This window comes from Alsobacter metallidurans (assembly GCF_014636935.1).
GTDB classification, from domain to species: Bacteria; Pseudomonadota; Alphaproteobacteria; order Rhizobiales; family Beijerinckiaceae; genus Alsobacter; species Alsobacter metallidurans.
Genome location: NZ_BMES01000002.1, coordinates 630,284 through 651,233, shown reverse-complemented (window position 1 = coordinate 651,233; position 20,950 = coordinate 630,284). Strand labels below are relative to the sequence as shown.

Sequence of the window (20,950 nt, the reverse complement as noted above, 5' to 3'; positions counted from 1 at the left end):
TCGATGACACAGGACCCTCGCTCGCACGACCGCACGACCTTTCCGGATCCCGTCTACAAGGAGACCGTGCTGCGGCCGCTCTTCGACGGGGCCAGGATGCATCATGTGGAAGGCTTCCGCGCCATCGACCGTGCGCATCTCGTGATGCTGGCCGAGACCGGCATCCTGCCGCGCGACGTCGCCGGGCGGATCGCCCGCGCGTTGGCCGACATCGACCTGGCGCTCGATCCCGCCGCCATGGTCTACACGGGCGCGGTGGAGGACTATTTCTTCGCCATCGAAGCCGAGTTGAAGGCGCGGCTCGGGCCTGACGAGGCTGGGCGGCTGCACACGGGTCGCTCGCGTAACGACATCGACCACACGCTGTTCAAGCTCGCATTAAAGCCGCGCGTGGATGCACTCGCGGGCAAGCTGCGCGGACTGATCGAGGCGGCGCTGACGCTGGCCCAGCGCGAGCGTGGGACGCTGATCGTCGCCTACACACATGGCCAGCCGGCGCAGCCCTCGACGCTGGGGCACTATCTGGGCGCCGCCATCGAGGTGATGCTGCGCGACCATGGGCGGCTCCTTCAGGCGCGCGAACTGCTCGACCTGTCGCCCATGGGCGCGGCCGCCATCACGACATCAGGTTTCCCGCTCGACCGCCACCGCGTGGCGCATCTGCTGGGCTTCGCCGCTCCGCTGGAGAACAGCTATGGCTGCATTGCGGCGGTGGATTACGTCACGGCGACGTTCAGCGCCATCGAGCTCGTTTTCCTGCATCTCGGGCGCGTGATCCAGGACCTGCAGTTCTGGACGGCCTTCGAGGTGGGACAGATCTACGTGCCCAACGCCTTCGTGCAGATCTCCTCGATCATGCCGCAGAAGCGCAATCCGGTGCCCATCGAGCATCTGCGCCACCTTGCATCGCAGGCGATGGGCCGGGCGCGCACCATTCGGGACGTGATCCACAACACGCCGTTCACGGACATGAACGACGCCGAGGGGGAAACGCACGAGGCCGGCTACCAGTGCTTCGAGACCGGCGGGCGGGTGCTCGATCTGCTTGCCGCGCTGCTGCCGGCCTTGCAAGTCGACGACCGGCGCGTCGCCGAGAACATCCGCCGTTCCTGCATCACGATCACGGAGCTCGCCGACACGCTGGTGCGAGGCGAGGGGCTGTCGTTCCGGCAGGCGCACGAGATCGCGGCCGACGTCGCCCGCGCCGTGGTGGCGGCGGACGGCGACCTGCCGCGCGACGGCTACGCGCCCTTCGCGGCCGCGTTCCGCGAGCATGTGGGCCGCGAGCCCGGCCTCGATCCGGCCGGCTTCGCAAAAGCCGTGTCGCCCGAGCATTTCGTCGCCGTCCGCAGCCGCTTCGGCGGGCCGGGGCCGGCGGCGCTGGACGCCGCGTTAAGCGGCTATCGCGCCAAGCTGGCCGAGGCGGCGGCCGAAGCGCACCGGTTCGCCCTGCATGAGAGCAAGGCGCGGGATGAATTGCAGGCGGCCTTCACGGCGCTGGCGGAGGAGGGCTGATGGCCGGCATCGCGATCCAGGATCTCGTAAAGCGTTACGGCGCGACGCAGGTTGTGCACGGCATCGACCTGACGGTTCAGGACGGCGAGTTCGTGGTGTTCGTCGGCCCGTCCGGCTGCGGCAAGTCCACGACGCTGCGGATGATCGCCGGGCTCGAGGACATCGACGGCGGTGAAATCCGCATCGGCGACCGGGTGGTCAACCGGCTGGAGCCCAAGGACCGCAATATCGCGATGGTGTTCCAGAACTACGCCATCTACCCGCACATGAGCGTGGGCGAGAACATCGCGTTCGGGCTCTACACGTCCAAGCTCGACAAGGTGGCCAAGCGCGCCAAGGTGGAGGAGGTCGGCCGCATCCTGGGGCTCGATGCGCTGCTGGAGCGCCGGCCATCCGCACTCTCGGGCGGGCAGCGCCAACGCGTCGCCATCGGCCGGGCCATGGTGCGCGATCCAGCCGCCTTTCTGTTCGACGAGCCTTTGTCCAATCTCGACGCGCAACTGCGCGCCCAGATGCGGCTGGAGATCAAACGGCTGCACCAGCGGCTCGGCGCCACCATCGTGTACGTCACGCACGACCAGGTCGAGGCCATGACGATGGCCGATCGCATCGTGGTGATGCGCGACGGGCGCATCCTGCAGGTGGGCAGCCCGATGGATCTCTACGAGAACCCGGCTGACGTGTTCACGGCGCGCTTCATCGGCTCGCCGACCATGAACATCCTCCCCGCCGGCGTCTCGGGCGGCGCGCTGACGCTGGGCGAAAGGCCCGTGCGGCTGGCCCTGGCCGAGCCCGCCCCGCCGCGCATACTGGTGGGCGTGCGTCCGCAGGAGCTCCGCGTGCTGGGCGAGGGGGAGCAGGCCGACCTTGCGCTGGCCGGAATTGTCGCGGTGGTGGAGCCGCTGGGGCCCGAAACCTTCGTGCATGTCGAGATCGGCGATCAGCTCGTGTTGGCCAGCGCGGCCGCCAAGAATCCGCCGCGCGTCGGCGGCGCGGTTAGGATTGGCGCGGACGTGGCCGCCCTGAAATTCTTCGACGCCGCGACCGAGCGGGCTCTATGACGACCCCGTTTGGGGGTGACGCCGGCCTGCTGCTCTGCATCGGGCGGATCTACTGCGATCTGGTGTTTCGCGGCTTCGGCGAGATGCCCCGCCTGGGCGAGGAGCGCTTCGCCGACGATTTCGCGGTGGCGGCCGGCGGCGGCGCGTTTATTACGGCCGCGCGGGCGGCGAGCCTTGGCGCCCCGGCCTCGTTGCTTGGTCGGCTTGGGGTCGATCCCCTCGCGGAGGCGATTGCGCCGATGCTCGAGGCGTCCGGCGTCGACCTGCGCTTTCTGGAGCGGGCCGCCGATGCGGGGCCGCAACTCACCGTCGCGATGGTTCAGGGCGGGGAACGCGCCTTCCTGTCGCGCCGCGCCGGCTCTGGCCGCCCCGCCACCCTGGAGGCTGCGCTGGCGTCCCCGGCCCCGCGCTGGCTTCATGTCGCCGAATTTGCCACCGTGGCCGAAATCCCGGATCTCTTGCCGACAGCCGCCGCCGCGGGCCTCTCGATCTCGCTCGACCCGAGTTGGGACGACGCGCTGATCCGCTCGCCTGACCTGCTTGACCGCTGCGCCGGCGTGGAAGTGTTTCTGCCCAACGCCGCAGAGGCGCGCGTGATTGCGCGTTGCGAAGATCTGGGCGAGGCGGGCCGGCGGCTGGCGTCGCGCTTTCCCACCGTCGTGATCAAGACCGGAGCGGACGGCGCGATCCTGCATGAGCGCGGCGAAATGATTGTCCTGAAGGCGCCCCGCGGAGGGCCCTTGGTCGACACCACGGGAGCGGGCGATTCCTTTAACGCGGGCTTCCTGGCCGCCAGCTTGATGAACCGGCGGCCGCGCGAGGCGTTGGCCTGGGGGATCGCCTGCGGCACCCTGTCAGTCCGAGCGGTCGGAGGCGCGGGTTTGCGGCTTGATCTCGGCGAGGTCGAGGCGATGGCTCACGACATCCTGCGGGAGGCGGATCATGGCTGAAGCGCTCCTGACCCGCGAGGCCGCCGAGTCAGGCGACGTGGCGCGGCGCCAGCTTGACCTCAACACCGAGACGATCGCACGGCTTGCTGACCGTCTGCGAGCCGAGCGGCCGCGCTTCGTGTCCACCTGCGCGCGCGGTTCGTCCGACCACGCAACGCTTTACGGCAAGTATCTGATCGAGCGCTGGCTCGGGCTGCCGGTGGCCTCGCTGGGACCGAGCCTTGCTTCCGTGTATGGGAGCGAGCCGGATCTGTCCGGCTCGCTGTTTATCGCGGCGTCGCAGTCGGGCCGCAGCCCCGACGCGCTGCGGTTGACGGAGGCGGCCAAGCGAGGCAGGGCGCTCGTGGTCGCGATTGTGAACGACGAGGCGTCGCCCCTGGCCGCGCTCGCCGACGTGGTGCTGCCGCTGCATGCCGGACCGGAGCGCAGCGTCGCAGCCACCAAAAGCTTTCTGGGCACCTGCTTCGCTCTCTTGCATCTCGCGGCGGCCTGGAGCGACGACGCCGAGCTGCTTGACGCGGTGCGCCGCGGCCCGGCGCTGCTGGACGAGGCCGGAGGGTGCGACTGGGGGCCGGAGCTCCTGTCTTTGCGGGACGCCGCGAACCTTTTCGTGATCGGTCGCGGGCTCGGCCTGGGCGTTGCGCAGGAAATGGCGCTGAAGTTCAAGGAAACCTGCCGCATCCACGCCGAGGCGTTCAGCGCCGCCGAGGTGAAGCATGGCCCCATGGCGCTCGCCGGCCCGGGTTTTCCGGCGCTGGTGCTGGACCCGGCGGACGAGGGCTCGGCCAGCACCTGCGCGATCGCGGAAACGCTTGTGTCGCTCGGGGCGGAGGTGCGGTATGCGGGATTCGCGTCCGGCTGCCCCGGCCGGCCATTGCCGCTGCCGCCGGCGGCGCCTGCAGCGCTCGCGCCCTTGATTCAGGCCCGGGCCTTCTACGGCGGGATCGCGGCTCTGGCGGTGGCTCGCGGCCTGGATCCCGACAACCCGCCGCACCTGCGTAAGGTGACGCAGACCTTGTGATCGGCGCAGCTTGGCCGGTTACGACGGCGCTATAAGCCAGCAAATCTCTGGCGGCCTCAGTATGCGCCTATGTCCGGAACTTCCGCTCCCCGCCGACGTTTCTTTTGCGAACAAAAAAGGAACGAGGCGCTCATGTCATCCAACCCGTCCGCGCGCGATACGCATAGCCGAAATCCCCAGGACGCTCCGTTTACGGGCGAGAACCCGAAGATGCCGAGCGAGAACGCGCCGCCGAACTCCAACCAGATCAAGGACCCGGACGACTGGGTCTCTGGGGGCGAGCCTATGACCGGTGCGCAAGCTTCCTATCTCAAGACGCTCTCCGAGGAGGCGCATGAACCGGAAGCCTTCGACCCGAAGCTTGACAAGGCGGAGGCGTCCAAGCGCATCGATGCGCTGAAGGAGAAGGCGGGGCTTTAGGCGTCGTTCGCCAACAGCAAAAGGCCTCGCTGTTCTTGCGAGCCAAAGCCGAAGCCATCCAGTCTAGCGGCTCACTGTTATGGCTGGATGGCTTCGCTGCGTTCGCAATGACGAGAGTATGTTTAGCGAATGTGACGACTGCCGCTTTCGGAAAGTCTGCCCCCTTTACCCATTCCTCCCCTGTCCCCGCAGCGTGGGCAGGCCGATGCCGACTGCGTCGAAGCCGCCGTCGACCGCGAGGGTTTGGCCGGTGATGTACGACGCCTTGTTTCCGCACAGGTAGAACACCGCCTCGGCGATCTCCTCCTCCAGGCCGTAGCGGTTGAGCGGAATGGCGTCGTGGTAGTCGGCCCGGATCGCGGGGCTGTGCACTTCCTTGGCCATGGCCGTGTCGACGGGGCCGGGCGCGACCGCGTTGACGCGGATGCCGAGGCCGGCGAGTTCGGCGGCTTCCTGCTTGGTGAGATGCGCCAGCGCAGCCTTGCTGGTGCCGTAGGCGACGCGCAGCGTCGAGGCGCGCAGGCCCGAGATCGACGTGATGTTGACGATGGCCCCCCCGGTTTCGGCCATGAGCGGCACGGCGGCTTGAGCGGTCAGGAATGGACCCGTGAGGTTCACCGCGAGAACGCGGTTCCATTCTGCCTCGCTGGTCTCCATCAACGGCTTGAACACCGCGACGCCAGCGTTGTTCACCAGCGCGTCGAGCCGGCCGAACCGCGTCTTGACCGTCGCCACCGCCTGGTTGACCTGTGCGGCGACGGATACGTCGCAGGGTAGGGCGACGGCTCGGATGGGCTCGCCGATCGTCGCAACGCTGCGGGACAGCGTGTCGGCGTCGATGTCGAGGAGGCCGACGCTCCATCCATCGGCGATGAACCGTTTCGCAATGGCGAGGCCGATGCCGCGGGCTGCGCCCGTGACCAACGCGACCCTGGGCGTGGCGTTCTGCATGCATGTTCTCCTGAGATGCGATCGCGTGGAGCTGGGTAGACGCTAGCCTGCCGACGCCGCAGCCGTCACCCCGGCCGCCCGCGCGACAGGGCTGCGTCGATCGGCCTGCGCCGTCGCGCCAATGTGATTAAGCCGATGGCTTGCGCCTGGGTGATCGGTCTTGTCTGATGTTGTTCAACCGCCCGTCAGGGGCGGGTGAAGGCGACGGAGGATGCTGATGCTGCGGCTGACCGTGAATGGGACCGTGCGCGAGGTCGACGCTGAGCCCGATACGCCTCTGCTATGGGTGCTGCGCGAGCAGGTTGGCCTGACCGGGACCAAGTACGGCTGCGGCGTCGCGGCCTGCGGGGCCTGCACGGTGCACATCGACGGCGTCGCGACCCGCTCCTGCTCCCTGCCGGTGAGCGAGGTCAAAGCGGGGCAGAACATCCTCACCATCGAGGGGCTCTCGCCGGATTCGTCGCATGCGCTCCAGAAAGCCTGGCTCGACCATGACGTGCCGCAATGCGGCTATTGCCAGTCCGGCCAGCTGATGGCGGCCGCCGCGTTGCTGGCCGCGAACCCCAAGCCTACCGACGACGAGATCGCGGCCGAGATGACCAACATCTGCCGCTGCGGCACCTACAACCGCGTGCGCGCCGCCATCCGGCAGGCCGCCGGCGTCACCGGCTGAGGAGGTGACCATGACAGTGCATTTCAAGCCTTCCCGCCGCGGCTTTCTGGCTGGCTCCGCCGCAACCGCCGCCGGGCTGACGCTCGGCTTTCATGTGCCGCTCGTCGGGGAGGCCGCCGCGCAGTCCGCGCCGCCCGAGGTGAACGCCTGGGTGGTCGTAAAGCCCGACGACACGGTGGTGATCCGCATCGCTCGCGTCGAGATGGGGCAGGGCACGTTGACGGGTCTCGCCCAGCTGGCCGCCGAGGAGCTGGAGGCGGACTGGTCCAAGGTCACCACCGAATACCCGACGCCTGGGCAGAACCTCGCCCGCAAGCGCGTTTGGGGCAATTTCTCCACCGCAGGCAGCCGCGGCATCCGCGAGTCGCAGGACTATGTCCGAAAGGGCGGCGCGGCTGCGCGCATGATGCTGGTGCAGGCCGCCGCCAACGAGTGGGGCGTTCCCGCTGGCGAATGTCGGGCGCAGAAGGGCGTGATCACCCACGTGGGCTCCGGCCGCAGCGTCACCTACGGCAAGGTTGCGGAAGCGGCGGGCCGGCTGGAGGCGCCCAAGGATCCGCCGTTGAAGGATCCCAAGGACTGGACCATCGCCGGCCAGCCGCTGAAGCGACTTGATACGGCGGGCAAGCTGAACGGCAGCCAAGTCTACAGCATCGACATGAAGTTGCCTGGCATGCTGAACGCCGCCATCCGGGACTGCCCGATCTTCGGCGGGAAGCTGAAGAGCTTCGACGCCGCCAAGGTGGAGAGCATGCCGGGCGTGCGCAAGGTCGTGCGGGTCGGCGACACGGGCGTGGCGGTGATCGCCGACACGTGGTGGCGCGCCAAGTCGGCGCTCGACGCCCTGCCGGTGGTCTGGGACGAAGGCCCGAACGCCAAGCTTTCCAGCGCGGCCATAGCCGAGACGCTGAAAGAGGGGCTCACGGCCGAGCAGGCCTTTGTGGGCAACCAGGCGGGCGACGTGAAGGCCGCCATCGCGGGCGCGGCCAAGGTGGTGGAGGCGACCTACAGCTTCCCCTACCAGCACCACGCCACCATGGAGCCGATGAACGCCACGGCGCGGTGGACCCCCGAGCAATGCGAAGTCTGGACCGCGACGCAGAACGCCGAGGCGGCGCTGGCCACGGCCGTGCAGGCCGCCGGACTGCCGATCGAGAAATGCGACGTGCACCGACTGCATCTCGGCGGCGGCTTCGGCCGGCGCTCGTCCAGCCATGACTTCGTGCGCCAGGCGGTGCTGATCGCGCGGGAAATGCCCGGTACGCCCGTGAAGCTGATCTGGTCGCGCGAGGAGGATATGCTCCACGGCCGCTACCACCCGATCACGATGGCGAAGATGACGGGTGCGCTGGACGCCTCCGGCAACCTTGTCGGCCTCCATATGCGGCTGGCGGGTCAATCGATCCTGGCGTCCATCAACCCGGCCGGGCTGCAGAACGGCAAGGATCCGGCAACTTTCCAAGGCCTCAACTCGGGCGGGGCGGAGGGCGTGTTCGGCTACGCGGTGCCGAACCTGCTGATCGACCACGCCATGCGCAACCCGCCGATCCCGCCGGGCTTCTGGCGGGGCGTCAACAACAACCAGAATGCGCTCTACCTGGAGTGCTTTGTCGACGAGCTCGCGAGCGCGGCCGGCAAGGATCCGCTGGAGTTTCGCCGCGCCATGCTGGGCAAGAGCCCCAAGCACCTCGCGGTGCTGAACGCCGTGGCCGAGAAAGCCGGCTGGGGGACGCCCGCGCCTGCAGGCGTTCACCGCGGCCTGTCGCAGCACATGGGCTATGGCAGCTACGTGGCGGCCTGCGCAGAGGTGCGCGTCGAGGCGGATGGCTCCGTTAAGGTGCTGCGCATCGTGGCGGCGACCGACCCGGGCCATGTGGTGAACCCGCAACAGGTCGCGGCGCAGATCGAGGGCTCTTTCGCATATGGCCTCAGCGCCGCCCTGCATGGCGAGATCACCATCCTGGACGGCAAGGTGGAGCAGGAGAACTTCGACACCTATCCGGTGATCCGCATGGCCGAGATGCCGCGGGTGGAGACGATCATCATGCCGTCCGGCGGCTTCTGGGGCGGGGTGGGCGAGCCCACCATCTTCGTCGCCGCCCCAGCGGTTCTGAACGCCATCGCGGCCGCGACCGGCAAGCGCCTGCGCAACATGCCGATCAAGACGGAGGATCTGCGCCGGGTTTGACGCAGCCCCTCGCCGCTGTTGCAAGCCCGTGGTCGTCCCCTCTCCCGCGCAGCGGGGGAGGGCCATGGAGGGGGCGGCCGTACGCCTGGACGCCGGACGGAGAGGCGCGCCGCCGCTCCCTCTGTCGCCTTCGGCGACATCTCCCCCCGCTGCGCGGGAGAGAGGCGCCATCGAGCTTGGACGGATATCGCTTGACAATATTCCTATTCTGATCCATCCTCGCCCCACTCTCGACCCGGGAGGGGGCGCTTCCGGAGCGGTCCGTTGCGGGGTCGAGGCGCGGCGCCTGCGCGGGTGGGGATACCGGACCCACCCTCCCGGGAGGCCTTTCCGGAGCGGCCGGACGGCGGGTTCGAGGGGTAACAGCCTCGGCCGACCCAAAGTCCGGCTGTCAGCCCGCCCGCCCCACACTACGGTGGGGCCGTGGACGCGGCCACCTTAACACCCTTGCGGTTGCTGCCCACAAGGAGCGGCCATAAGGAAGGAGCGCGGGTCGGAAAGGTTCAAAATCGCCGGTCGCGGGGCGTCGGTCCGTCCGAAACTCACGCGTAAAACCTTTGATGGACCGACGCCTCGCGGCGCCCCTCCACCGATCGCCTCACCTCCGCCAGCACGGAGAACGCCGACGCATGCCTGCCGCCCGAGACCGTCGCGCTTGTCAGCGATCGGGCCTTCCGGGGCCGGGCCGTCCTCGTTCATGACCGGGCCGAAGCCCCCTGTGTCGGAGGCCCTTCCAAGGATCGGAACGAGGACAACGGGTTGCGCGACGCCGTTAGTTCATCCCCACCTTGGCGGAGGACGTCACGCGCCAGATCGCGCCGCCGACGTCGTCGGCCACCAGCAAGGCGCCGGCCTTGTCGATGGCGACGCCGACCGGGCGGCCCTGAGCCTCGCCCTTGTCGTTCAGGAAGCCGGTGAGCACGTCGCGCGGCTGGCCGGACGGCTTGCCGTCCACGAAGGGCACGAAGATCACCTTGTAGCCGCTCGGCGGCTTGCGGTTCCACGAGCCGTGCTGGCCCACGAAGGCGCCGTTCTTGTAGTCGGGCGGGAAGGCGTCGCCGGTGTTGAAGGCGAGGCCGAGCGAAGCCGTGTGCGTGCCGAGCGCGTAGTCCGGCATCTTCGCCTTCGCGACGAGGTCCGGCCGCTGCTCCTTCACGCGCGTGTCGACGTGGTTGCCGTAATAGCTGAAGGGCCAGCCGAAAAACTCGCCGTCGCGGATAGAGGTCATGTAGTCGGGAACGAGGTCGGAGCCGATCTCGTCGCGCTCGTTGACGGCGACCCAGAGCTCCTTCGTGACGGGATTATACGTGATGCCGTTCGGATTGCGCAGGCCGGACGCGAAGACGCGGCTCTTGCCGCTCGCGGGGTCGATTTCCAACACGGCGGCGCGATCCTTCTCGGCGTCGAGGCCGTTCTCGGCCACGTTGCTGTTGGAGCCTACCGTCACGTAAAGCTTCGACCCGTCCGGGCTCGCGGTGATGTCCTTGGTCCAGTGATGGTTGATGGTGCCGGCCGGCAGGTCCGCCACCTTGCGACCTTGGGCCGAGATCGTCGTGTCGCCTTCCTTATAGGGGTAGGCCCATACGGCATCGGTATTCGCGACATAGAGCGTGTCGCCCGACAGCACCATGCCAAAAGGCGAATTCAGGCCCGACAGCAGCACGGAACGGGTCTCCGCGACGCCGTCGCCGTCCTTGTCGCGAAGGAGCGTGATGCGGTTAGCGCTCGGGTTGTTGGAGCCAGCTTTCTTCATGAACAGGTGCATGAAAAAGCCTTTCACGCCCTTGCCGTCATCCGGCTTCGGCGGCGCATCGCTCTCGGCCACGATGGCGTCGCCGTTGGGCAGCATGCGGACGGTGCGCGGGTGCTGCAGGCCGGTGGCGTAGGCCTGCACGGCCATCCCGGCGGCAGGCGTGGGCTTTCCGCCTTCAGGCCAGCCCTTCGCGTCCGCGACCTGGATGGTGGGGATCAACGACGCATTGGGGGCGGGCAGGGTCGGATTCGCGCCGAACTGCTGCTCGGCCGGAATCTTGGAGCTGTCGCCACAGGCGGCGAGGGAAAGCGGCAGCGAGAGCGCGGCGGCACTGACCAGAAGGCGGGCGCGCGGGGCGGAGAGGGTGTTCTTGAGCATGAGCGGACCTCGATCGGGCTGTGCTCCATGCAATCGCGAGATCGCGGGTTCGTTGCGCCCGACCGTGCGGCACGAAAGCGCAGCGACGCCGGTTATTCCGGGTGGCGACGATTCCAGTCATCCGTATAGGCCGCGCAAGACGCGTCGAGACGCCCGGGATCGAGCTCCCCGCCGGGCCGGGTGCGCGTAGCAGCGAGGGCTTGGAACGGAATGTATCGCTGGTGCGCCTTGCGCCAGAGCCTGCGCAACTCCAACAGCGGCTCGACGTGGTCGTCGACCCGGATGTCGATCGCCGGATAAGGCTCTGTGGTCCAGATGCGAAGGGCGGCGGACTGCTTGCCGCGCTTGTCGCCGCCGGCTTTTTGCCCGGCTTCCAGCGCGGCGATGAGGCGGTCGTCGAAGTCGGGGGCCTCATGCGCGAAATAGGCCGCGAGCGTGTCTTCGACCACGGCCGGTCCGGCCAGCATGTTGCCGGCCACAGACACGTTCGGACCGGCGACCGAGCCGGCCCAACCGACGCAGCCCTCGCCTGTGTGGACCGCAATGCGGCCGGCGCGGTCGATGATGTGCGCCTGGCGCAAGGCCGCGCCCGGATCGGCTGCGACCAGGATCGCCAGGACGTCCTCGGCCGAGCGTCCTTCCTGCAGGTAGCGCAGGCCATCCACGCCATAGAACGGGTTCACGACCGACTGGGTGGCGATGGCGCCGACGCTTCCGCAGCCATAGGGCACGCGCGCGCCGACGGCGAATGCGCAAGTCGTCACCGCGACCGCAAGGGCGTCGGTTCGGGGATCGCGGGCGACGATGGACCAGGTCATGCAGGGCTGCGCCCGGCGTGGAAATCCTCGATCAGCTTGTCGATCGCCGGACGGCTCGTAATTCCGGCTGGGTTGTCGCGGGTCGCGAAGGCGGCCGAAAACGGAATGTAGCGCTCATGCGCCACGCTCCACAGCCGGCGGAGTTCAGCCAGCGGATCGGCATGATCGTCCACGCGCAGGTCGAGAATGGGGTATTCCTCGGTGGTCCAGATCTTCAGGTTCGCGGACTGCTTGCCGCGCTTGTCGCCGCCGGCCGCTTCGCCCGCCTCCAGCGCGAGGATAAAGCGCTCGGCCAGAGGCTTGTGCATGTTCGCCTGATAGGCCGCGAGCGTGTCGGCCACCACGGCGGGACCCGCCAGCATGTTGCCGGCCACCGAGACGCCTTCGGCGACCTTGTGGCCGCACCAGTCGACGCAGGCCTGGCCCGTCCAGGCGAAATTGCGGCCCCGGCTGTCGATCACATGCAGTTGGCGCTGGTCGCGCCCGTCGTCCTGCGCCGTCAGCGCCGCCACGACCTGCTCGGCCGGGATGCCGTCGGCCAGCATGCGCAGGCCCTTGTAGCCGTAAAGCGGGTTGATCAGGGCCTGCGTGGCGAGCGCGCCGACGCCGCCGGACCCGTGCGGGCACAAGGCCCCGACGGCAAAGAAGCGGGTTGCGACGGCGACGCCGAAATGGCCGGTCTGCGGATCCTTGGCGACGATGGACCAGGTCAAACGAAGTTCCTCCGCGTGGTGTCAGGCCCGGATTGGACACCATCGCGCGCCGCCGCCGCAACCGTTTCGTCAGGCGGGCTGGCCCTTTCGACGCCTCGCCGTAAATGCGAGCCGGAGGCGAAGCAATCCAGTCTAGCGGCCCGGCGTAAGACTGGATCGCTTCGCTATCGCTCGCGATGACAGGGAGGGTGGCGCAGGGAATTCGGGCAAGCGACCTGAGGCTGTGCTCACAGGATGCCGTCATCCCCGGCGACCTGCGGAGCAGGTCGGGAAGGGGATCAAGGGGCAAAGTCGCTCACCCCTGGATCCCCATCCCGGCGCTGCGCGCCGCCGGGGATAACGGCGAGATGGCCTATATCGCTCGCGCGCTTTTTGCTCGTAAAGATAGAAGGCCCCTCAGGGGCGGCGGCGGGTCTGCTGGTCGAGGTAGACCATCGCGGCCTGCCGGTCCGTATCGGCGGCTTCCGCGAAGGCCTTGTCGTGGAGCTCGGTGATCCACGCGTCGCGCTCGGGATTCGAGGCGTCGCGCGCGATGGTGAGCCACATCAGCCCGCGGGCCTTCTGGCGGGAGCCGGCCTGGCCGGAGAACAACATGTGGCCGAGCAGGGCCTGCGAGGGAACGTGGCCCTTGTCGGCCGCGAGGCTGAGCCAGCGGATCGCCTGGCGCGGGTCCTTGGGGCCGCCCTGGCCCTCGATGCTCATGCGCGCGAGGTTGTACTGGGCGTCCGGGTCGCCGAAGTAGCTGGCGGCGTACTGGAACATGTCGCGCGCGCGGGCGGCGTTGGGCTTCACCTCGGAATTCGGGATCCCGTCCAGGAAATAGGAGCCGAGCGCCACGAAAGCGGTCGCGACCACGCGGGCGCTGGGCGATTCGGGGCTCTCATCGGCGTTCTCGTCGGCGATGCGCGAGAAATACTGGAAGGCCTTGAGGTCGTTCTGCGGCACGCCATCGCCGTCCGCATACATGCGGCCGAGCTTCCAGCGAGCCAGCGCATGCCCCTGCTGGGCGGCGTATTCCAGCGCCTTCACGGCGCCGAGCTTGTCGCCGGCGTTGTAGTCCTTCACGCCGGAGCGCAGCGCGTCGCTGGTGGACTTGAAGGCTTCGAGCGGAATGGCTGCCGTGATCTGGCCCTGCGCCTTGGGGTCGAGCGCCAAGGCCGGGCCGGCCGCGACCGTGGCGTAGAACGCCGTCAGGCCGATGCAAAGGGTGATGCGCGGGCTCATGGCTCAGATGGTCCGGGCTAGGCAAAGGACCCGGCTGCGCCCGTTCTGGCGCCGGCCCGGCTTGTTTGTCGTCTTGTTCACGCGCCCATCCATCACTTCGACCTGCCTGCCCGATCGCCGGTGAAGCTCGCGCTGTGTGCCACGCCTTCTGGGCGGCAAGCAACATCGCAGGATCACGCGTTCAGAGCTTACGGTTTGTCGGTTAACGACGTCACCGCCAAGGAAAACGAAAGCAAATTCAGTCCATTGCAGTTGGCTATGTTTCGGCGCGGTTTATGGCGGCTTCTGGGCGCGTTCGCGCCAGCCCCATGGAGTCCTGCAGTTGGATTGTGACTGTGGCGGGCCAGCAACAAAGATGCGGCCGCTTGCCCTACCCCTTGCAATTCTTGCGAGCAAAAAGCTGAGCGATGCGGACGACGGGCCGAGGAACCCGCCGCCGGGACGGCTTGCTGCGCCGCCATGTGTGACGGCGCGGGGCGGAGGTTACGCGCCTGCTTACTCGGCCGTCGCCGTGAGCGTCACCTGCTCGAGGAGCGACATGGGATCGCTCTGCGCCATCGCGAAGTCGGCGAGGCCGAGGCCGCCGGGGTCGCGCGCCGAGGCGGAGATGATGAGGCGGCCGGGCTTCACCAGGAAGCGCGCTACGGCCGAGCCGAGCGCCTTGGCGTTGGCGCCGCCGCCCAGCATCGCCGGGATGCCGACCTGCGCCATGCCGCCAAGCTCCTTGCGCAGCTGGTCGACGCTTTTCTTCTGCTTCTTCGCTTCGCGGTCGAGCAGCTTCTCGACGAGCCCCTTGTTCTCCAGCGTGAAGCCGACCTGCTTGACGGTGGCGCCGAGCAGCGCGACCTGGGCGGCGGTCGGGTCGCCCGCGAACACGTCTCGGGTGACGTTGCCCATCACGCCCTTGAGTGTCACCGCGCCCATGTTGACGCCCTGCAGCGCCAACTGGCCGATGCGGAACTCGGCGGCGTTCTCCTCCCAGCGGCTGTCGAGACCGAAGGTGAGGTCGAGGTCGCGGTAGCCCATCGACAGAAGGTCGCGGAAACCGGTCTCGGGCGAGTTGGGCGGGATCGCCATGGTCAGCCGGTCGAGCCCGACGCGCAGCGCGGTCGGCACGCCTTTAAGCGGGGCGGCGGTGGCAAGTTCGAAGCTCTTGAACCCGACCCGGATGTTGGGCGCCTTCGGGTCCTTGTTCTTCTCGTCCGGCACGTTGAGGTCGACGTCGCGCACCGCGAAGGCGCCGAGATCCGGGATGAAGACGCGCGGGTCTATCGCGGACAGGTCGTTGTCGGGATCTCCCACGGTCGCCCGCAGCGCGTCCAGCGTCGACTTGAACGACCAGCCGGTCTGCGAGATCGCGCCGATGCGGCCATAACCACGTGCGGCCGTGACGTCGAGGCCCTCCAGGCGCATGTCGTTGGGCCGGCCCATCGCGGCGCCCGAATAGCTCATGCGGGCGATCTTCACGGCGGCCTTATCGCGGTCGGCCGGCGGGGCCTTGGCGGTGATGTCGGTCGCCTCCACGAGCTCCACCGAGAACGCCTCGAGGATGTCCGCGATGCCATTGACGAAGCGGGCGCGCTCGGGCCCGGGCAGCTTGGCGACGTCGCCCTTGCCGGCGAACTCCTCCATGAAGGCCAGCATGGGCTCCTTGGTCGGCCGGGCCTTGAAGTTCTTCACCGTGATGCGGCCGATGTCGAAGCCGCCGCCCTTGTCGGCCGTGGCCGAGACGGCGTCGATCGTGAAGAGCCCGTAGGCCGTGCGGGGCTCCGTCTCGTTCGGGCCGGCCTTGTCGGTATAGATCCGGGCGATCAGCGGCGCGTCCACGTTCGTGCCCGCCATGGGCCCGACCGTGCCTTTCAGCCCTTCCTTCTCGCCGCGCGTGTCGAAGGCGCCGCCGGAGGCCGCGAAGCTCTTCACCACGCCCTTGTCGACGCCGACGAGTCGCAGGTCGCGATAAGTGGCCGCGCTGGCCATGTTCAGCTTCTTCTGCGCTACGGCGATCTCGGGGATCGCGATCTGCTCGGCCGTGATGCGGGCGAGGCGCTCGGCGATGGGCGTCGCAGCGGTCTTGTCGAAGATCGCCGCCACGTCATCGCGGCTGACGTTCGCGCCCGTGACGTCGATGCGCTTCATCGCATAGGTGGCGCCGCCGCCTTCGACGGTGACGTTCTCCAGCGTGATCGTATCGGCCGCATGGGCGGGCGAAACCAGCGCCTGGGCGCCCGACAGGGAGACGCGGCCGACCGACAGGGTCACGCCAGACGGGCTCGTCCAGGCAAGGTCGCGCAGTGTGATGCGGCCGGACCACGGATCCGCGTCGATCCGGGCGTTCGGCGCGAAGGCCGCGACCGCCTGCCGGGCCTCGCTCACCATGGCGCGGTCCAGCGCGACATGAGCCGTCACGGCAACGAGCGAAACGCCCCCTGCCAACGCCATCCAGTGGTGTCCACGCCTCATTTCGGCCTCCGCATCCCTGTGGCCCAATGGCGGGCCATGCCGTTGCTATTACCCGCCAAAGATGTCGAAACCGCTATCCGCACGTGGCGAAACAAGCGCAGGCTCACGCGGCCTCGGCGAAATGGTCGCGGATGGCCGCGATGTCGGCCTGGCTCGGCAGCCCGGCCTCGTTGCCGAGGTGCTGGATCTTGAAGGTCGACGCCGCCCGCGCGAAGTCGAAATGCTCTGCCCAGGACAGCTCGGGGCGCTGCAGGTAGGACGCGACGTAAGCGCCATGGAACACGTCGCCGGCGCCACTGGTGTCAATGATCACCGAGGAGGGCACGTTCAGCACCGGCTGGTGACGCACCGCGCCAGTCTCGTCGTACCAGATCATGCCCCGGTCCCCCATCGTGACGCCGCCGATGCGCACGCCCTTTTGTTTCAGGAGGTCGAGCAGCGATTCAGGCGTGACCTCCAGCTGCTCGGCGAGCCGCTCCGCGCAGATGGCGACGTCGATGAATTCCAGAAGCTCGTGCGTGTTGTCGCGCAGGCCGCCGCCGTCCAGCGAGGTCAGCACGCCGCGCTCGCGGCAGGCGCGCGCGTAGTGGAGGGCGGCGTCGCCCTGGTGGCCGTCGAGATGCAAAGCGCGGCAGCCGGCCGTGTTCAGCATCGGGAAGGGGTGGAGATAGTCGTCGTCGCGGCAGCGGATGATGGCGCGCTTGCCGTTGTTGGGCAGCACGAAGGAGAGCGAGCTCTCGCGAACCTTCCGGCCATGCACCGGGATCGCGTATTTCGCCGCCATGTCGAGAAACATGCGGCCGAGCCAGTCATCGGCCAGCGAGGTCAGCAGATCCGGAACGACGCCCAACTTGGCGCAGCAGAAGGCGGCCGTGACGGCGTTTCCGCCGAACGAAACGGCGTAGTCCCGCGCGACGGTTTTGTCGTCGCCGCTGGGCATGTGGTCCGCCAGAAACGTGACGTCAATATAGGTCTGGCCGATGAAAAGCGCGTGCATGCGGTGCTCCTGCGAGCGCGCATCATCGGCGAGCAGCCTCCGCCGGGCAAGATCGGGGCGAACCCGCTCCCACCGCCGGCTAGATCGAGAAGCTCGTGCCGCAGCCGCAGGCCGCCGTGGCGTTGGGATTTTCCACCCGGAACGACTGGCCCATGAGGTCGTCGACGAAATCGAGCGTGGCGCCTTCCAGGAAGGGCAGGGACACCGAATCGACCAGCACGGTGACGCCGTCGCGCTCGATCGCGAGGTCGTCGGGCGCCCGGGCGGTGTCAAACGAAAAATCGTATTGGAAACCCGAGCAGCCGCCGCCGTTCACGGCGAGGCGCAGCATGGCCCCTTGGGGCTCGCCTGCGAGCACCTTGCCGATGCGCCTGGCGGCGCGCTCGGTGACGGCGAAGGGGGCGGTTGGCGCATCGACCATGGTCATCGCGGCATCTTTCTGGAGCTGCGTCCCTTAACGGCGCGGGGCGCTGGCGAAATCGTCGCCGTGCTGTATATCGCATTGCAAACGTAAGGGGCGCGGGCTGTTGTTTCAACGGCCGGACAGGGCGCCGCCTCGCGCATGGGGAGTTCCGGTGTCGGAAAGCCGCTTTGATCGCTGGCGCGCGCCCTATGCGGCCGATCCCGCCGCCACGCGCGGACGGTTGTTTCCGGAGGCGTCTTCTCCCACGCGCAGCGACTTCCAGCGCGACCGCGACCGCATCATTCACGCCTCCGCCTTCCGACGGTTGAAGCACAAGACGCAAGTCTTTGTGTTCCACGAGGGCGATCACTATCGCACGCGGCTCACGCACACGATCGAGGTGTCGCAGATCGCCCGCGCGTTGGCCCGGGCGCTAGGGCTTGACGAGGATCTCGCCGAGGCGCTGGCGCTGTCGCACGACCTTGGCCACACGCCCTTTGGCCACACCGGCGAGGACGCACTTGAAGATTGCATGGCCGCCTATGGCGGGTTCGACCACAACGCCCAGGCGCTGCGCATCGTTACCCGGCTGGAGAAGCGCTACGCCGATTTCGACGGGCTGAACCTGACCTGGGAGACGCTCGAAGGGTTGGTGAAGCACAACGGGCCGCTGATGGACGGAGAAGGCCGGCCGACCACGCGCTACCAACGCCGCGGCATTCCGGGCGCAATTCTGGAATACAACGCCCGCCACGACCTGTGGCTCGACACGCACGCCAGCGGCGAGGCGCAGGCCGCCGCCATCGCGGACGACATCGCGTATGGGGCCCATGACATCGACGACGGGCTGCGCGCCGGCCTTTTCGAGCTGGACGCGCTCCGGCAGGTTCCGTTTCTGGCCGCGTTGCTGGAAGAGATCGAGGCGCGCTGGCCGGGCCTGGAGCGCAGCCGCGTTATTCATGAGCTCGGACGTCGCATCATCACGCGCTTCGTCGAGGATGGCATCGCAGAGAGCGAACGCCGGATCGCGGCGCTCGCGCCCGCCGACGCTGACGCGATCCGCCGCGCGGCCGGTCCGGTCGTGTGCTTTTCGCCCGCCATGGCGGAGGCGGACCGCGCGATCAAGGGCTTCCTGTTTCCCAACATGTATCGGGCGCCCAGCGTCGTGGCGGTGCGCCGGCAGGCCGACCAGGTGGTCCGCGACCTGTTCGGCCGGTTTTTCGAGACGCCGAGCCTGATGCCCGGCGAATGGCGCGACGACCTCGACGCCGCCGACGAACACCGCCGAGCCCGCCGCGTCGCCGACTATATCGCCGGCATGACGGACGGCTACGCACTGAACGAGCACCGTCGACTCTTCGAGGTGACGCCGGAGCTGCGGTAGTTCTTTGAAGAGTGAGACGCCGGCTCACCCTCACCCCAGCCCTCTCCCTGTGCCAGGGAGAAGGGGCGCGTTGCGGCCCCTCTCGGACGCGATGAGCGCATCGTAGGCGGCCCGCGACGGCGACGAGCGTCCCCTCTCCCCCACCAGGGGAGAGGGACAGGGTGAGGGCCTGCCGTGCCTTGAAACGGCTGTGAGTGGCCATGCGGCGCGCCGGTGTGATAGGAGGCGCGCCAAGAGATCACGGGGGCGCGCAGACGCGGCCCATAGAGTTCGGACGGCCATGAATATCTTCGACGACTTCCAGCGCCGGCTCGCCGCTATCATCGCGCGGCTCGGGAGCGAGGGTGCGCTGCCGGCGGACCTTGACGCCGCCAAGGTGGTGGTCGAGCCGCCGCGCGACCCGCAGCATGGCGACCTCGCCACCAACGCCGCCATGGTGCTCGCCAAGGAAGCGAAGTCCAACCCGCGCGCGGTTGCTGCCCTGATCCAGGCCGAACTCGCCAAGGAGCCGGGCGTCACCGACGTGGAGATCGCCGGGCCAGGCTTCATCAACATTCGGCTCGACATCGCGCTTTATCAGGAGGTCGTGCGCGCAATCGTCAACACCGGAAGGGACTTCGGGCGAGTAGTTCAAGCGACGCCCGAGAAGGTGAACGTCGAGTACGTCTCGGCCAACCCCACCGGCCCGATGCATGTCGGCCACGGACGCGGGGCTGTGTTCGGCGACGCGCTTGCCAACCTGCTGGCTTTCGCGGGCGCGAATGTGACCCGCGAATACTACATCAACGACGCCGGCGCGCAGGTGGACGTGCTCGCCCGCTCCGCCTTCATCCGCTACCGCGAAACGCTGGGCGAACGGGTAGGCGAAATCCCAGAGGGGCTCTACCCGGGCGACTACCTCGTGCCGGTGGGCCAGAAGCTCGCGGCCGATCATGGCCGCGCACTGTTGGACAAGCCGGAGGCCGAATGGCTGCCGACCGTGCGCCATGTCGCGATCGACATGATGATGGATATGATCCGCAGCGATCTCGCCGCCATCGACATCCACCATGACGTGTTCTTTTCGGAGCGCTCGCTCTCTGTCGCGCCGGACCAGATCAAGGCCACAATCGATGATCTGCGTTCCCGCGACCTCGTCTACGAGGGCCGCCTGCCGCCGCCCAAGGGTGCGGCGATGGAGGATTGGGAGGATCGCGAGCAGACCCTGTTTCGCGCCACCGCGTTCGGCGACGACGTCGATCGCCCGTTGCTGAAATCGGATGGGTCCTACACGTATTTCGCCTCCGACATCGCCTATCACGCGTCCAAGTTCGTTCGCGGCTTCACCACGATGATCGATGTCTGGGGCGCCGACCACGGTGGCTACGTGAAGCGCATGGCGGCGGCCGTGAAGGCCGTGACGGGCGGAAAGGGGGAGCTGGACGTCAAGCTCTGCCAACTCGTGCGGCTGCTGCGCAATGGCGAGCCGGTGAAGATGTCGAAGCGTTCCGGCGAGTTCGTAACGCTGCGCGACGTGATCGACGAAGTTGGTCGCGACCCGGTCCGCTTCATGATGCTGTTTCGCAAGAACGATGCGACTTTGGACTTCGACCTCGCCAAGGTGATCGAGCAGTCCAAGGAGAATCCGGTCTTCTACGTTCAGTACGCGCACGCGCGTTGCCGGTCGGTGTTCCGACAGGCCGAGACGGCGTTCCCGGACGCCGCTTTTGACCGAAATGCGCTGCGCGACGCCGATCTTTCGATCCTGACCGACGCGGCCGAACTGGACGTGATTCGGCGACTCTCCCAATTTCCGCGGATCGTCGAAGCTTCAGCTCTGGCGCATGAGCCGCATAGGGTCGCTTTTTACCTGTACGACTTGGCCAGTGACTTCCATGGCTTGTGGAACAGAGGCAAAGAAGCGCCGCATTTACGCTTTGTTATCGAGACTGATCGAAATTCGTCCTATGCAAGGCTGGCGCTGGTTGACGCCGTGACGTCGGTTCTTGCTGCCGGTCTCGGCATCCTGGGGGTGACCGCGCCGGACGAAATGCGCTAGCGC

At 68.0% G+C, this 20,950-nt stretch carries 17 protein-coding genes; 9 read left to right on the top strand and 8 right to left on the bottom strand.

The window, feature by feature from the left end:
* Positions 1-3 precede the first annotated feature (3 nt).
* The 5 genes from IEV99_RS13350 (at position 4) to IEV99_RS13330 (ending at position 4,967) form a co-directional block, all read left to right on the top strand.
* A complete protein-coding gene (locus IEV99_RS13350) occupies positions 4-1,515 on the top strand; it encodes an argininosuccinate lyase (protein ID WP_188518267.1) in 1,512 nt (503 codons plus the stop codon).
* The gene (locus IEV99_RS13345; RefSeq protein ID WP_188518266.1) at positions 1,515-2,576 is read left to right on the top strand and encodes an ABC transporter ATP-binding protein; all 1,062 of its coding nucleotides are present in this window, start codon (positions 1,515-1,517) and stop codon (positions 2,574-2,576) included. The genes IEV99_RS13350 and IEV99_RS13345 overlap by 1 nt, the downstream gene beginning before the upstream one ends.
* Positions 2,573-3,526, top strand: a complete 954-nt coding sequence (locus tag IEV99_RS13340) for a carbohydrate kinase family protein (RefSeq protein ID WP_188518265.1) — start codon at positions 2,573-2,575, stop codon at positions 3,524-3,526. The genes IEV99_RS13345 and IEV99_RS13340 overlap by 4 nt, the downstream gene beginning before the upstream one ends.
* Entirely contained in the window at positions 3,519-4,547 is a 1,029-nt protein-coding gene (locus IEV99_RS13335; protein WP_188518264.1) for an SIS domain-containing protein, read from the top strand. The genes IEV99_RS13340 and IEV99_RS13335 overlap by 8 nt, the downstream gene beginning before the upstream one ends.
* 132 nt (positions 4,548-4,679) lie before the next feature.
* Entirely contained in the window at positions 4,680-4,967 is a 288-nt protein-coding gene (locus tag IEV99_RS13330) for a DUF3072 domain-containing protein (protein ID WP_188518263.1), read from the top strand.
* A 165-nt stretch (positions 4,968-5,132) separates the two neighbouring features.
* Here the strand turns inward: IEV99_RS13330 and IEV99_RS13325 are convergent, their stop codons facing one another.
* Positions 5,133-5,918, bottom strand: a complete 786-nt coding sequence (locus IEV99_RS13325; RefSeq protein WP_188518262.1) for an SDR family NAD(P)-dependent oxidoreductase — start codon at positions 5,916-5,918, stop codon at positions 5,133-5,135.
* A 217-nt stretch (positions 5,919-6,135) separates the two neighbouring features.
* Here IEV99_RS13325 and IEV99_RS13320 point away from each other — a divergent pair, with 217 nt between their 5' ends.
* Both IEV99_RS13320 and IEV99_RS13315 read left to right on the top strand, forming a co-directional pair.
* Positions 6,136-6,591, top strand: a complete 456-nt coding sequence (locus IEV99_RS13320) for a (2Fe-2S)-binding protein (protein ID WP_188518261.1) — start codon at positions 6,136-6,138, stop codon at positions 6,589-6,591.
* Between the two features lie 10 nt (positions 6,592-6,601).
* Entirely contained in the window at positions 6,602-8,779 is a 2,178-nt protein-coding gene (locus IEV99_RS13315) for a xanthine dehydrogenase family protein molybdopterin-binding subunit (RefSeq protein WP_188518260.1), read from the top strand.
* A 772-nt stretch (positions 8,780-9,551) separates the two neighbouring features.
* Here IEV99_RS13315 and IEV99_RS13310 read toward each other — a convergent pair.
* The 7 genes from IEV99_RS13310 to erpA form a co-directional block, all read right to left on the bottom strand.
* Positions 9,552-10,910 carry a PQQ-dependent sugar dehydrogenase gene (locus tag IEV99_RS13310; RefSeq protein WP_188518259.1) on the bottom strand — a complete coding sequence of 453 codons (1,359 nt, stop codon included), beginning with the start codon at positions 10,908-10,910 and terminating at the stop codon, positions 9,552-9,554.
* 92 nt (positions 10,911-11,002) lie between these two features.
* The gene (locus IEV99_RS13305; protein ID WP_188518258.1) at positions 11,003-11,728 is read right to left on the bottom strand and encodes a DUF1028 domain-containing protein; all 726 of its coding nucleotides are present in this window, start codon (positions 11,726-11,728) and stop codon (positions 11,003-11,005) included.
* Positions 11,725-12,441, bottom strand: a complete 717-nt coding sequence (locus tag IEV99_RS13300) for a DUF1028 domain-containing protein (protein ID WP_188518257.1) — start codon at positions 12,439-12,441, stop codon at positions 11,725-11,727. The genes IEV99_RS13305 and IEV99_RS13300 overlap by 4 nt, the downstream gene beginning before the upstream one ends.
* Positions 12,442-12,837: 396 nt before the next feature.
* Complete coding sequence (locus IEV99_RS13295; protein ID WP_188518256.1) at positions 12,838-13,665, bottom strand: tetratricopeptide repeat protein; 828 nt, start codon at positions 13,663-13,665, stop codon at positions 12,838-12,840.
* 495 nt (positions 13,666-14,160) lie between these two features.
* Complete coding sequence (locus tag IEV99_RS13290; RefSeq protein ID WP_188518255.1) at positions 14,161-16,125, bottom strand: aq_1923 C-terminal domain; 1,965 nt, start codon at positions 16,123-16,125, stop codon at positions 14,161-14,163.
* A gap of 103 nt (positions 16,126-16,228) precedes the next feature.
* Positions 16,229-17,122: a sugar kinase gene (locus IEV99_RS13285; protein WP_188518254.1), complete on the bottom strand. Its 894-nt coding sequence runs from the start codon at positions 17,120-17,122 to the stop codon at positions 16,229-16,231.
* Between the two features lie 79 nt (positions 17,123-17,201).
* Positions 17,202-17,543, bottom strand: a complete 342-nt coding sequence (gene erpA, locus IEV99_RS13280) for an iron-sulfur cluster insertion protein ErpA (RefSeq protein ID WP_188519657.1) — start codon at positions 17,541-17,543, stop codon at positions 17,202-17,204.
* Positions 17,544-17,697: 154 nt separating this feature from the next.
* On the opposite strand from erpA, the gene IEV99_RS13275 reads away from it, so the two are divergent.
* Both IEV99_RS13275 and argS read left to right on the top strand, forming a co-directional pair.
* Positions 17,698-18,909 (top strand): deoxyguanosinetriphosphate triphosphohydrolase, encoded by a 1,212-nt coding sequence (locus IEV99_RS13275; RefSeq protein WP_244643855.1) that lies wholly within the window; start codon positions 17,698-17,700, stop codon positions 18,907-18,909.
* Between the two features lie 280 nt (positions 18,910-19,189).
* A complete protein-coding gene (gene argS, locus IEV99_RS13270) occupies positions 19,190-20,947 on the top strand; it encodes an arginine--tRNA ligase (RefSeq protein WP_188518252.1) in 1,758 nt (585 codons plus the stop codon).
* Positions 20,948-20,950: the final 3 nt, after the last annotated feature.